Origin of the sequence: Bradyrhizobium sp. HKCCYLRH3099, assembly GCF_051167855.1 — a bacterium.
Lineage (GTDB): Bacteria > Pseudomonadota > Alphaproteobacteria > Rhizobiales > Xanthobacteraceae > Bradyrhizobium.
Window position 1 is genome coordinate 101,217 of sequence record NZ_JBNPTW010000001.1, and the last position, 12,684, is coordinate 113,900.

A 12,684-nucleotide genomic window follows, 5' to 3' on the forward strand; every position below is an offset into this window, starting at 1 on the left:
ATGCGCAACGCGTTCGTGTTGTGCTGCTCGATTGCCTTGATGGGTGCGATCGGGACGGCGACTGCTCAGGACAAGCCCGCAGACTGGACGAAGTCGAAATGGGGGCCGAACGACGAGATCGGCGCCGCCAACTACATCACGCCGGAGCTCGTGGTCAAAGCGGCCTCGCTGGTGAAGACCGGCAAGACCTATCCGCTCGGCATGATCATCGACGGCAAGACGCCCGCCTACCCGCCGCGCTCGTTCAAGATCACCGTGGTGCAGCCGGGACAGGCCGGCCTTCCCGGGCTCGGGCCCAACAAGGCGACCTATAATGACGACATCGTCGAAGGCTGGGTCGGCGTCGGCAGCCAGCTTGACGGTCTCGGCCATCTCGGCATCGAGCACGTCTACTACAACGGCAACAAGCTGCACGATTTCGCCGATCCGACCGGCCTGAAGAAGCTCGGCATCGAGAAGGTGCCGCCGCTGGTGGCGCGCGGCGTGCTGCTCGACATGGCCGCCTATTACGGCACCGATGTCGTGAAGGAAGGCACCGCCTTCAACGTCAAGGAGATCGAGGAAGCCGCCAAGAAACAGGGGGTCGAGATCCGCCAGGGCGACATCGTGATCTTCCACACCGGCTGGCTCGGCCTGATCGGCAAGGACGACAAGCGCTACAGCGCCGGTGAGCCAGGGCTCGGCGTCGAGGGCGCCAAGTACCTGACCTCGAAGGGCGTGGTCGCCGTCGGCGCCGACAACTGGGCGGTGGAAGCGATCCCGTTCGAGTCGAAGAACCTGTTCGAGGTGCACCAGATCCTGCTCGCGATGAACGGCACCTACATCCTCGAGAACATGGACACCACCGAACTCGCCAAGGACAAGGGCTACGAGTTCCTGTTCGTGCTGGGACAGCCGCGCTGGCGCGGCGGTGTGCAGGGCAACATCAACCCGATCGCGATCCGCTAGCTGACGGCTTTGCCTCCCGGGCATGGCGCGTGCTAAGCGGCGCGCCATGCCCGCTCCCATCCTCCCCCTCATCGAAGCCGCCGAGCGCTGGCCCGAGCGCGGCGCGCTCGTCGGCCTCGATCTCGGCACCAAGACCATCGGCGTCGCCGTGTCCGATCCCGACCGCCGGCTCGCCACCGGCGTCGAGACCGTCCAGCGCAAGGCCTTCAAGGCCGATGCCGCACGGCTGCTTGCCATCTCGGCGGAGCGCAAGGTGGTCGGCTTCGTGCTCGGTCTTCCCATCAACATGGACGGCAGCGAGGGACCGCGGGCGCAGTCGACCCGCGCCTTCGCGCGCAATTTCGCAGGCCTCACCGACCTGCCGATCGGGCTGTGGGACGAGCGGCTGTCGACGGCGGCGGTCGAGCGCGAGCTGATCGGCATGGATGTCAGCCGCGCGAGGCGCGCCGAGGTGATCGACACCCATGCCGCGATCTTCATCCTGCAGGGCGCGCTCGACCGGCTCGCGACGCTGCGGCGCTCCGGACAATAGGCCATGAGCGCCGTCGTCGCGGCGCTCGCGCCGGTCTTCCTGCTAATCGTGATCGGCTTCGGCCTGCGGCGCAGCCTCATCCGGCTCGACTCGCAATGGCACGGGCTGGAGCGGCTGACTTATTATGTCCTGTTCCCTGCTCTGCTGCTGCAGAGCCTGGTCAAGGCGGATCTCACCCAGGTGCCGGTCGCAGGGATCGGCGGCGCGTTGTTCCTGGCGATGCTGGCGGTGTCCGCGCTCTGCCTCGCACTGCGTCCCCCGCTCGCGCGCTCGGGCATCGACGGCCCCGCCTTCACGTCGATCTTCCAGGGGGCGACACGCTGGCAGACCTATGTCGCGCTCGGCGTCTCGCGCAGCCTGTTCGGCCCGACAGGGCTTGCGGTGGCCTCGGTCGGAATGATCGCGATCATTCCGATGGTCAACGTCTTCAGCGTGGCCGTGCTCGCGCACTATGCTTCTCCGGACCGTCGTTCGATGCGCGAGATCGCGACCACGATCGTCCGCAATCCGCTGATCTGGGCCTGTGTCGTCGGGCTCGCCCTGAACGTCGTCCACATGCCGCTGCCAAAACTCTGGCACGATGCCGCCGACGCGCTCGGCCAGGCATCGCTGCCGATCGGCCTCTTGGTGACCGGCGCGGGCCTGCACTTCGAGGGGCTGCGGCGCGCCGGCACGGCCGCGGCACTCGGCGTCGTGCTCAAGCTCGTGCTGATGCCGATCCTGGCAATCGGGCTCGCGCAATGGTTCGGCGTCAGCGGCCCGAGCCTCGTGGTGGTGGCGATCTGCGCGGCGGTGCCGACATCGCCGAGCGCCTATGTGCTGGCCAAGCAGATGGGCGGCGACGCGCCACTGCTGGCGCAGATCATCTCGCTGCAGACCGTGCTGGCCGCGCTGACGATGCCGGTCTTCATCGCGCTGGTCGGTGGCGGCTAGGTGAGCAGGCCGATCACGACATACGAATAGACGTTGTTGGCGGAGTGCGCGACGACAGTGAGCCAGGTCGAGCCACTGCGAACGCGGCAATAGCCGAGCAAGACCCCGATAACGAAGATCTCGAACATGCCAAACCAATCATATTGGACATGGCAGATGGCCCAGAAGGCCGAGGTGAGCACAATCGCACCGCCGGGCCGCAGAAACGACTCCGACCAGCCGCGCAACATGAAGCCGCGGACCAAGAACTCCTCCAAAATCGGCGCTCCGATACAAACCGTCGCCAGGAAGAGGAACAAAATCAGAGGACCGTCGCGGCGCGCGCGGCCGAATTCAGCAACGGTGCCGGCATCCAGCGACTTGCCCAGAGCTTGTCCAATGAGGCTGACGACGTGGATGGCGACCAACATGATCAGCAAAGTGAGGACGAGCTCTTGCGCCGTCGGCCAGCGCAGGGCCAGATATTGGGAGAAGCGCCGCCGCGCCAAACGCACCGCGAGCCAGATCACCGCAAGCTCGCCGGGAAAATTGCCGAGCCACGCCGCCGTCTTCCACGAAACCTGACCGGTGATCTGCGCAACGGCCCCATCGGCTGGGGTCTTGTTAACCATCAATAAGACGAACAGAACAACAAATCCGCCGAGCAAGGCAGCCAGGGTGGCAAGCAGCGTGAAGCCCAGCGTGCCGAAAAAGTACCAGGTGCGTGGTGGCTTGGTCACGCGAACGGCATCGATCATCATTTATCCCCGCTTCTTGTGGATGATGATCGCGTGAAAAGTCGGCAGACACATGAACGGATTTGCGTTCTCAGTTTAGCCATGGCCGCTCGCCAGCCACATCGTCTGGATCGTGGCGGCGAGATTGTTGAGGCCGTGCAGCACCATGGTCAGATAAAGGGAATGGGTGCGGTAGCGCAGATAGCCGAACCACACGCCGAGCGAAAACACGTTCAACAGGGCGAACCAGTCATATTGAAGGTGAAGCACCGTCCAGACCGCCGAGGACAGCAGGATGGCCCCGGGCACGCGCAGAAAGGAGTCCGACCAGCCGCGATAGAGGAAGCCGCGCGCCATCAGCTCTTCCGACACCGGCGCCGCGACGCAGAAGGCGATCACCAGCAGCCAGACGACGCCGTCGCCCCTGGCGGTCTTCAGCAGATCGACCATGAAGCTCGATGACTTTTCCTCGTGCCCGGCCAGCTGCGTCGCCAGCTCCCAGCATCCGAGGATCACGACCATCCCGATCACGCCAAACGCGAAATTCTTCCAGCTCGTCCAGCGCAGGCCGAGATAGTCGACGAAGGACATGCGGGTGTGACGGATGGCGAAATAAATCGGGATCAGGATCGCCGGCACGCCCATGATCGCCGACAGCGAGACCGTGAGCGAGCGGCTCGCGATCTGGATCATGGCCACCTCGAACTGCGCCAGGCTGTCGATCGGGCCCTCATGGCGCAGCAGGAAATAGCCGATCGGCGTCAGCTGGCCGATGAAGAAGACGACGATGATCAGAATGCCCCAGAGCAGGGTCCGCCAGAAGCCGAGCGTGCGCGGCTGATGCTGCGCAGGCGCGACCTGCTGGGGCGGATGAGCCGGATCGAGGGAATCCAGGGCGGAGGCTTGGGGCGTATCGGTCAAGGCAGCGCGCGCTCCAGCAAGGCACGGATGTTGGTCGGGGCGAGATCGACGGCGCCGTACATGCTCGGATGAACGGCGGCGAGCCGCGTGGCGGCGAACAGTTCCGCGTGGGCAGGCGTGACACGGTTCAACGCGGCGGCGGCCGCCAGCAGCGCCAGCTTTTCGACCGCGAGCCGCGCCACACGCTCGCTGTCGCCGCGCCGGAAGGCTTGGCCAATCGCGGCGACCGCCTCGGCTGCGCCGGGCAGACCGCGCGTGTCATCGGCCAGAGTCTTCAGCACCGCGGCGGCTGCCTCCGCCTCGCGCGACAAAGCACGCAGCACGTCGAGGCACATCACGTTGCCCGAGCCTTCCCAGATCGCGTTGACCGGCGACTCCCGGAAATGCCGCGCGAGAATGCCGTCCTCGACATAGCCGTTGCCGCCGAGGCACTCCATCGCCTCGTAGAGGAATGGCGGCGCGCTCTTGCACACCCAGTATTTGATCACGGGCGTCAGCAGCCGCATGTACGCCGCCTCGGCCGGGTCCTCGTGCATGCGATCGAAGGCGCGGCACAGCCGCATCACCAGCGCCACCGTGGCCTCGACATGAACAGCCATGTCGGCGAGCACCGCCTGCATCAGCGGCTGGTCGGCGAGATGCTTCTGGAACACGCTGCGATGGCGCGCGTGGTGGAGCGCATGGGCCAGCCCCGAGCGCATCAGGCCGGCGGATGAGATCGCGCAATCCTGCCGCGTCAATTGCACCATCTGGATGATGGTGCTGATGCCCCTGCCCTCCTCGCCGACGCGCTCGGCGTAAGCGCCCGCGAACTCCACCTCGGAGGAGGCATTGGAGCGGTTGCCGAGCTTGTCCTTCAGGCGCTGGAAGCGCAGCGCATTGACCGCGCCATCCGGCGTGAAGCGCGGCATGAAGAAGCAGGTCAGTCCGCCCTCGGCCTGCGCCAGCACCAGGAAGGCGTCGCACATCGGCGCCGACATGAACCATTTGTGGCCGGTGATGCGGTAGCCATCGGCCGTGCGCTCGGCGCGCGTCAGGTTGGCGCGCACATCGGTGCCGCCCTGCTTCTCGGTCATTCCCATGCCGAGCGTCATGCCGCGCTTCTGCCACCACGGCGCAAAGGCCGGATCGTAGTCGCGTGTGGCGATGACGGGCATGGCCCGCACCAGCAAATCGGGCTGCGCGGCCAGCGCCGCGACCGCAGCGCGCGTCATCGTGATCGGACACAGATGTCCGCTCTCGACCTGCGCAGCGATGTAGAACTTTGCCGCGCGCACGACCTCGGAACTGCCGCCGGCCGGCTTGCCCTGGGCGCTCCATGTCGAATTGTGCAGGCCGGCCGCGACCGATCGCGCCATCATGTGATGATAGGCCGGATGAAACTCCACCACGTCGCGGCGAAAACCCTTGGCATCGAAGCTGCGCAGCTTCGGCGTGGTCTCGTTGGCGAGGCGGCCCTGCTCCGCCATCTCGGCCGAGCCCCACAGCGCGCCAAACGACAGGAGCTCCGGCGCGGCGTCAGCGCCGCCATGTGCGTCGACGGCCTCCATCAGCGGCCGGTCGGCCGCGAACAGGTTGACGTCCTCGAATGGCGGCGACTGGTTGAAGACCTCGTGGGTCTCGAACGATGGCTGGGTCATGGCCGTACCCTGAAACAACAGATCATCGGCGCGGCCGAATGGGAAAATCATAGGTGGTCGTAGCAGCGCCCGGCAGCGAAAAGTGCCACCACTCCTTGGCATAGTTCACAAACCCTTGCCGCGCCATGGCGGCCACCAGCTCATTGCGCCAGCGCCGCTGCGCGGGCGTCAGGTCCTTGGCGGCGGTGTGCGCCTTCGTGTCGGAACAATCGTAGCCGGTTCCCATGTCGACGCTGCCCTCCGGCGCGCGCAGCGCGGCGGGCGCCGTGCAATCCGCGTAGTGCTTCGCCGGATCGAACGCCGCGTCCTTGTCGGCCGCGAGCTCCCTCAGCGTGAGGTCGAGCGCGGCGCCCGTCGAATGGCTGGAGCGCGCGGCGATGTAGCCGAGCCGGAACAGATCCGACTTGGCGATCACAGGATTGTAGCGCCGGCCGGCCGCGCTTTCCGTCCCGTCCTGCGACCACGCCAGCATGTCCGCGACCGCGCGTGCCGGCCGGTAGCAGTCGAGCATCTTCAGCGACAGGCCGCGCGGCCGCAGCTCGGCCTGGATCGCCTTGAGACGCCGCGCGATGTCGCGCGTGACGACGCATTCGGCGGCCTCGTACCCCTTCAGTGGACGGCCGACGAAATTGTTGGCGCCGGCATAGCGGATGTCCTGTGCGATGCTGCTATCGACGTCCCGCAGATAGACGAAGTCCCCCGGCAGCGGCTCGGCCGCGGCCGGCGCGAGCCCGGCCAGCAGGATGGCAATCGAGCGCAGCAGCGCGCCTCCCGCAATCCAGACCCTTCGCAAGGCGGTCTGGGCGCGCCTTGCGGTATCACCTGAGGGAACGGGGGATAACTCGGAACCCCGGCTTTCGGCCTTGCCCCTCGCGGAAACCGCCCCTATAGCTCTGGCTTTAATGGCAACCTCACCGAAATCGACTTTCGTCCTCGGGCACCGGCATTTGCTGGGAATCGAGGGCCTTTCCGCCCACGACATCACCGGTCTCCTCGATCTGTCCGAGGAATATGTCGAACTGAATCGTCAGGTCGACAAGAAGCGCACCGTGCTGCGCGGCCGAACCCAGGTCAACCTGTTCTTCGAAGCCTCGACCCGGACGCAATCCTCGTTCGAGCTTGCCGGCAAGCGGCTCGGCGCCGACGTCATGAACATGTCGGTGTCGTCCTCGTCCATCAAGAAGGGCGAGACCCTGATCGACACTGCGGTCACGCTGAATGCGATGCATCCGGACATCCTGGTGGTCCGCCATCACGCCTCCGGCGCGGTCGAGCTGCTGGCGCGCAAGGTCGACGGCTCCGTGATCAATGCCGGCGACGGCGCGCATGAGCATCCCACGCAAGCGCTGCTCGACGCGCTCACCATCCGGCGCAATAAGGGCCGCATCGAGGGGCTCGTCATCGCGATCTGCGGCGACGTGCTGCATTCGCGCGTCGCGCGCTCCAACATCCTGCTCTTGAACACGATGGGCGCGCGCGTCCGCGTCGTCGCGCCCTCCACGCTGTTGCCGCCGGGCATCGAGCGGATGGGCGTCGAGGTCGCGCGCGACATGCGCGAGGGGCTCAACGGTGCCGACATCGTGATGATGCTCCGCCTGCAGCGCGAGCGCATGAACGGCTCCTTCGTGCCGTCCTCGTCGGAATATTTCCAGTATTTCGGCCTCGACCAGAAGAAGCTCGCTTACGCCAAGCCGGATGCGCTGGTGATGCATCCCGGGCCGATGAATCGCGGCGTCGAGATCGACTCCATCGTCGCCGATGGCGCGCAGTCGCTGATCCGGGAACAGGTCGAAATGGGGGTTGCCGTGCGCATGGCCGTGCTCGAGGCGCTGGCCCGCAACCTGCCCAATGCTTGATAGTCGGGACGAAACGACATGCTGACCGATCGCCGCCCGATCCTGCTCGCCAACGCGCGCGTCATCGATCCCTCCCGCGACATCGATGGTCCCGGTGACGTGCTGATCGCCGATGGCGTGATCCGCGACCTCAAGCGCGGCATCGGCGCCGCCGGCGTGCCGGAAGGAACCGACGTCATCAACTGCGCCGGCAAGATCGTCGCGCCTGGGCTGGTCGACATCTGTGCGTTCGTCGGCGAACCCGGCCTCGGCCATCGCGAGACGTTCGCGACCGCAAGCCAGGCCGCCGCGACCGGCGGCATCACCACCATCATCTGCCAGCCCGGCACCGAGCCGGTGATCGACAATTCGGCGACCGTCGACTTCGTGCTGCGCCGCGCCCGCGACACCGCGATCGTCAACATCCAGCCGATGGCCGCGCTGACCAAAGGCCTGCGCGGCGAGGAGATGACCGAGATCGGCCTCTTGCGCGCCGCCGGCGCAGTCGCCTTCTCCAATGGCCATACCAGCGTGATGAACGCCCAGGTGATGCGCCGCGCGCTGACCTATGCCCGCGATTTCGATGCCCTGATCGTGCATCACACCGAGGATCCCCACCTCGTCGGCGAAGGCGTCATGAACGAGGGCGAGTTCGCCTCGCGTCTCGGCCTCTCCGGCATTCCTCCAGCCGCGGAAGCCGTCGTGCTCGAGCGCGACATGCGCCTGGTGGCGCTGACCAAGGGCCGCTATCACGCGGCCGCGCTGAGCTCGGTCGACTCGCTCGACATCCTCAAGCGCGCGCGCGATGCGGGCCTGTCGGTGAGCGCCTCGGTGTCGATCAACCATGTCACGCTCAACGAGAACGACATCGGTCCCTACCGCACCTTCCTCAAGCTGACGCCGCCGCTGCGCACCGAGGTCGACCGCCGCGCGCTGGTCGAGGCGCTGGCCTCCGGCCTGATCGACGTCATCATGTCCGACCACAATCCGCAGGACGTCGAGGTCAAGCGGCTGCCGTTCGCGGAGGCCGCCAGCGGCGCGGTCGGCTTGGAGACGATGCTCGCGGCCTCGCTGCGGCTGGTGCACAGCGGCGAACTGAGCTGGACCACCTTGATCCGCGCGATGTCCACGCGCCCTGCGGAACTGCTCGGCCTGCCCGGCGGCACATTGCGCGCGGGCGCGCCGGCCGACATCATCGTGATCGACCCGGACGTGCCCTGGATCCTCGATCCGGCCGACCTCAAATCGCTGTGCAAGAACACGCCGTTCGACGAGGCCCGTTTCACCGGCCGCGTGGTCCGCACCATCGTCGGCGGCCGCACCGTGTTCGAACATGTCTGACCCGCGCCCTGGTGTAGAACCTGGCGCAAAAGGAGTGGTGTGATGGGATCCGAAGTGTTCCTGCCCGTCGGCCTCATCATCGGCTATCTGTTCGGCTCGATTCCGTTCGGCCTGATCCTCACCAGGCTCGCCGGTACGCAGGATCTGCGCAGCATCGGCTCCGGCAACATCGGCGCCACCAATGTGCTGCGCACCGGCCGCAAGGGGCTGGCCGCCGCGACCCTGCTCGGCGATGCCCTCAAGGGCACGGCCGCGGTGATCCTCTGCGGCACTCTCGGCGGGCCGAATGCCGCGATGATCGCGGGCCTCGGCGCCTTCCTCGGCCATTTGTTCCCGGTGTGGCTGAAGTTCCGCGGCGGCAAGGGCGTCGCGGTCTATATCGGTATTCTGATCGGCCTGTTCTGGCCGGGCGCGATCTTCTTCTGTCTCGTCTGGCTCGCGACGGCGTTCGCGTTCCGCTACTCATCGCTGGCTGCACTCGTCGCGAGCGTGCTGACTCCGATCGTGCTGTGGGCATTCGGCCACACCGCGCTCGCCGCCCTGTTTGCCCTGCTCACGCTGTTGCTGATTTACATGCATCGCGAAAACATCAAGCGCCTGCAGGCCGGCACCGAGAGCAAGATCGGCGCAAAGAAGTAATCACTCCGGGCAAATACGGACAATCCGTGTCGCGCGCGTCGCTGAAAGCGGCAGCGCCGCAACACCGCCATATCATCAGCTAATAAGTTAACGAGAGAGTCTGGTGTGAATCATGATTGCCTGTCATGATTCCGGCATCTGAACACGCAAGACCAATTCGAGCGGCTCGCTGCTTCCGAGCGATCACCGCACTGATGAGGAGTCGGCGCAGCAAATGTCCACACCCGTCCGCTCGAGCGCCAGCGTTCTCCTCTCCGCGGCTCAGATCTGGTCGACTGACGACCCGTTCGCGTCCACCAGCAAGACGGCCGAACCGGCACAAGCCACAGCGATCGTTGCCGCGGTCGACGCCGTGGCCGAGAGCCCGGCGGTCCTCGTGACGCCCGAGACCAGCGCGCCGTCGGACAGCGCCGCCGCGGTCGTCGGGATGATGATCGCGACCACCAGCGCAGCCGCGATCACCGAGCCGAAAACGGCGGAGACCACCGAGCGTTCGCTCGCCGAGACGATCGCCAGCGCCACGCTGCCGCCGCCGCCGCGGATCTGGCCGCCGCGCAAGCTGTCGCTGGCGCTGCAGGGCGGCGGAACCTTCTCCGCTTTCACCTGGGGCGTGCTGGACCGCCTGCTGGAGGAACCGAACTGCGATTTCGACACGATCAGCGGGGCCAGCGCCGGCGCCGTCAACGCCGCGCTGCTGGCGAGCGGCTTGGCCAAATGCGGTCGCGACGAGGCCCGCAGCCGGCTCGGCCTGTTCTGGACGCGGTTGATGGACGAGGCCTCGTTCCGCTCGCTGATGGTGATCGGCGCCTTTTCTCCGGCGAGCAGCTCGGTCTGTTTCGGCCCGGGGCTGCGCGGCGGACGAGCCGATCCGCTCGATCTCGATCCGCTGCGTGACATCCTGCTCGAGACCATTGATTTCGAGGCGGTGCAGAGCGCCGCCGCGCCTCGCCTGCTGGTCTCGGCCACCCGCGTCCGTGACGGCTCCCCGCAGATCTTCCGCAACGCCGGGATCACGCCGGACGTGCTGCTGGCATCGACGTGCCCGGCGCAGCTCAACGCCGCCGTGGATATCGGCGAGGACGCCTATTGGGACGGCAGCTACAGCGCCAACCCGCCGCTGGTCCAGATCGCGCATGAATCCAGCGCGGCCGACCTGCTGGTCGTTCAGGTCACGCCGGCGCGCGACGGCTACGTGCCCGTGACCTCGGCCGTGATCGATCGCCGCCTCGACCAGATCGCCGCCAACGCGGTGCTGAACGCCGAGCTCGCCGCGCTCGAATGGGCCCGCAGCGACGGCCTGCATCCGCCGCGCGTGCACCAGCTCTCGGCCGAGGAGGCGATCGAGGCGCTGGCGCAGCGCGACGCGACCGATCTCGGCAGCGACTTCATCGAGACCCTGCATCAGCGCGGGCGCGAGGCCGCGGACCGCTGGCTGCGCAAAGCCCCTCTGGGCACGATGCCGGCCATCGTGGACGAACGGCCGGTGGCGACCGGCGAGCAGGCGCGCGAGGTCGCTCCGGCGTAGCGTCCCCTCTTCCCTGCGCCCTCGGGTTGCTCCATGCTGACGCCTCTGCATGGGGGGCCCCGAGTGGACGCGATCAATACGACGATCGAGCTGAGCGAGACCGAGCGGCGCGACCGGCTGCGCCTGATCCGCTCGGACAATGTCGGCCCGCGCACGTTCCGCTCGCTGCTCGACCATTTCGGTACCGCCCGCGCCGCACTCGACCGCCTGCCGGACCTCGCCCGCCGCGGCGGGGCCGCGACGGCCGGCCGGATCTGCACGGCCGCCGAAGCCGAGGCCGAGCTCGAGGCCTGCCAACGATACGGCGTCGACCTGCGCGCCCCGGACGAGGACGGCTACCCGCCCCGCTTGGCCACCTGCGAGGACGCGCCGCCGCTGCTCGGCATTCGCGGCCGGCGCGAGACGTTGATGCGTCCGATGATCGCCATCGTCGGCTCGCGCAACGCGTCCGCGGCGGGGCTCAAATTCGCCGGCCAGCTCGCGCATGAGCTCGGCCAGGCCGGCTTCGTCATCATCTCCGGCTTGGCGCGCGGCATCGATCAGGCGGCGCATCGCGCTTCGCTCGCGAGCGGCACCGTCGCCGTGCTCGCCGGCGGCCACGACCGGATCTATCCGCCCGAGCATGTCGATCTGCTCGGCGCCATCGTCGGCGGCAGCGGCGCGGCCATCTCGGAGATGCCGCTCGGCCACGAGCCCCGCGCCCGCGACTTTCCCCGGCGCAACCGGCTGATCTCCGGCGCCTCGCTCGGCGTCGTCGTGGTCGAGGCTGCGCACAAATCGGGCTCGCTGATCACTGCGCGCATGGCCGGCGAGCAGGGCCGCGAAGTCTTCGCCGTCCCGGGCTCTCCGCTCGACCCGCGGTCGGCCGGCACCAACGATCTCATCAAGCAGGGTGCGACGTTGGTCACCGAAGCCGCCGACATCATCCAGGCCGTTGGGCCGATCCTGGAGCGGCCGCTGCCGCTGTCGCTGCGCGAGCCGGACGAAGACCTGTTCGCGCCCGATCCGGAGCACCACGACCGCGCGCAGATCCTGAGCCTGCTCGGGCCGACGCCTGTCTCGATCGACGACCTGATCAGGATCAGCGGCCTGTCGCCGGCCGTGCTCCGCACGGTGCTGCTCGAACTCGAGCTGGCGGGCCGGCTGGAGCGGCACGGCGGCGGCATGGTGTCGCTGAGCTAGCCCTCAGTCGGCATCCCGCGACGCGTCGAAGCGGCTGCGCGCCTGCTCGATCTGCTCCCGGTGCTCGATCGCCCAGGCCCCGAGCGCCTGAACGGGCTGCGACAGGCCGCGGCCGAGATCGGTGAGCTCGTAGTCCACCCGCGGCGGAATGGTGGGAAATACCGTCCGCGTCACCAGCCCGTCGCGTTCGAGACCGCGCAGGGTCAAGGTCAGCATGCGCTGTGAAATGCCGCCCACGAGCCGCTTCAGCTCGTTGAAGCGCTTCGGCCCGTCCTGCAGCATCATGATGACGAACACGCTCCATTTGTCGCCGACGCGGGCCAGGATTGCGGCGACGCCGCGGCAGTCATGGTGCTCCGGACCGGCCAGAGCGTCGGTATCAGTGCTGTCACGAGGTGTCACGGATGTGCCCGGGTTTCAAGAATGTGCGTTCTTGTGGGGTTACAGCACAGTCACTCATAGTGCGCCAGTT

General features: G+C 67.3%; 13 protein-coding genes. 8 read left to right on the forward strand and 5 right to left on the reverse strand.

The window, feature by feature from the left end:
* The 3 genes from ACQR1Y_RS00480 to ACQR1Y_RS00490 are packed head-to-tail and all read left to right on the forward strand — an operon-like array spanning nucleotide 1 to nucleotide 2,413.
* Entirely contained in the window at nucleotides 1–948 is a 948-nt protein-coding gene (locus tag ACQR1Y_RS00480) for a cyclase family protein (protein ID WP_434878596.1), read from the forward strand.
* A 46-nt stretch (nucleotides 949–994) separates the two neighbouring features.
* The gene (gene ruvX, locus ACQR1Y_RS00485; protein WP_434878595.1) at nucleotides 995–1,480 is read left to right on the forward strand and encodes a Holliday junction resolvase RuvX; all 486 of its coding nucleotides are present in this window, start codon (nucleotides 995–997) and stop codon (nucleotides 1,478–1,480) included.
* Nucleotides 1,481–1,483: 3 nt separating this feature from the next.
* Entirely contained in the window at nucleotides 1,484–2,413 is a 930-nt protein-coding gene (locus ACQR1Y_RS00490) for an AEC family transporter (protein ID WP_434878594.1), read from the forward strand.
* On the opposite strand, the gene ACQR1Y_RS00495 is transcribed toward ACQR1Y_RS00490, so the two are convergent.
* From ACQR1Y_RS00495 to ACQR1Y_RS00510, 4 genes are all read right to left on the reverse strand, one after another.
* Nucleotides 2,410–3,153, reverse strand: a complete 744-nt coding sequence (locus ACQR1Y_RS00495) for a CPBP family intramembrane glutamic endopeptidase (protein ID WP_434878593.1) — start codon at nucleotides 3,151–3,153, stop codon at nucleotides 2,410–2,412. The two genes, ACQR1Y_RS00490 and ACQR1Y_RS00495, sit on opposite strands and share 4 nt — an antisense overlap.
* 72 nt (nucleotides 3,154–3,225) lie before the next feature.
* The gene (locus tag ACQR1Y_RS00500; RefSeq protein ID WP_434878592.1) at nucleotides 3,226–4,050 is read right to left on the reverse strand and encodes a CPBP family intramembrane glutamic endopeptidase; all 825 of its coding nucleotides are present in this window, start codon (nucleotides 4,048–4,050) and stop codon (nucleotides 3,226–3,228) included.
* Nucleotides 4,047–5,690 (reverse strand): acyl-CoA dehydrogenase family protein, encoded by a 1,644-nt coding sequence (locus ACQR1Y_RS00505; RefSeq protein ID WP_434878591.1) that lies wholly within the window; start codon nucleotides 5,688–5,690, stop codon nucleotides 4,047–4,049. The genes ACQR1Y_RS00500 and ACQR1Y_RS00505 overlap by 4 nt, the downstream gene beginning before the upstream one ends.
* Before the next feature lie 22 nt (nucleotides 5,691–5,712).
* Entirely contained in the window at nucleotides 5,713–6,450 is a 738-nt protein-coding gene (locus tag ACQR1Y_RS00510) for a M15 family metallopeptidase (RefSeq protein ID WP_434878660.1), read from the reverse strand.
* 142 nt (nucleotides 6,451–6,592) lie between these two features.
* Between ACQR1Y_RS00510 and ACQR1Y_RS00515 the strand changes: the two genes are divergently transcribed.
* The 5 genes from ACQR1Y_RS00515 to dprA all read left to right on the forward strand — a co-directional run bounded on the left by ACQR1Y_RS00515 (nucleotide 6,593) and on the right by dprA (nucleotide 12,212).
* Nucleotides 6,593–7,546, forward strand: coding sequence for an aspartate carbamoyltransferase catalytic subunit (locus ACQR1Y_RS00515; RefSeq protein WP_008964907.1), 954 nt, complete (start codon nucleotides 6,593–6,595; stop codon nucleotides 7,544–7,546).
* Between the two features lie 18 nt (nucleotides 7,547–7,564).
* Nucleotides 7,565–8,866 (forward strand): dihydroorotase, encoded by a 1,302-nt coding sequence (locus tag ACQR1Y_RS00520; protein ID WP_434878590.1) that lies wholly within the window; start codon nucleotides 7,565–7,567, stop codon nucleotides 8,864–8,866.
* Nucleotides 8,867–8,908: 42 nt separating this feature from the next.
* Nucleotides 8,909–9,505 (forward strand): glycerol-3-phosphate 1-O-acyltransferase PlsY, encoded by a 597-nt coding sequence (gene plsY, locus ACQR1Y_RS00525; RefSeq protein ID WP_434878589.1) that lies wholly within the window; start codon nucleotides 8,909–8,911, stop codon nucleotides 9,503–9,505.
* Nucleotides 9,506–9,719: 214 nt separating this feature from the next.
* Nucleotides 9,720–11,030, forward strand: a complete 1,311-nt coding sequence (locus ACQR1Y_RS00530) for a patatin-like phospholipase family protein (RefSeq protein ID WP_434878588.1) — start codon at nucleotides 9,720–9,722, stop codon at nucleotides 11,028–11,030.
* Nucleotides 11,031–11,093: 63 nt separating this feature from the next.
* Entirely contained in the window at nucleotides 11,094–12,212 is a 1,119-nt protein-coding gene (dprA, locus tag ACQR1Y_RS00535; RefSeq protein WP_434861699.1) for a DNA-processing protein DprA, read from the forward strand.
* A 3-nt stretch (nucleotides 12,213–12,215) separates the two neighbouring features.
* Here the strand turns inward: dprA and ACQR1Y_RS00540 are convergent, their stop codons facing one another.
* Nucleotides 12,216–12,614, reverse strand: coding sequence for a winged helix-turn-helix transcriptional regulator (locus ACQR1Y_RS00540; RefSeq protein ID WP_434878587.1), 399 nt, complete (start codon nucleotides 12,612–12,614; stop codon nucleotides 12,216–12,218).
* Nucleotides 12,615–12,684: the final 70 nt, after the last annotated feature.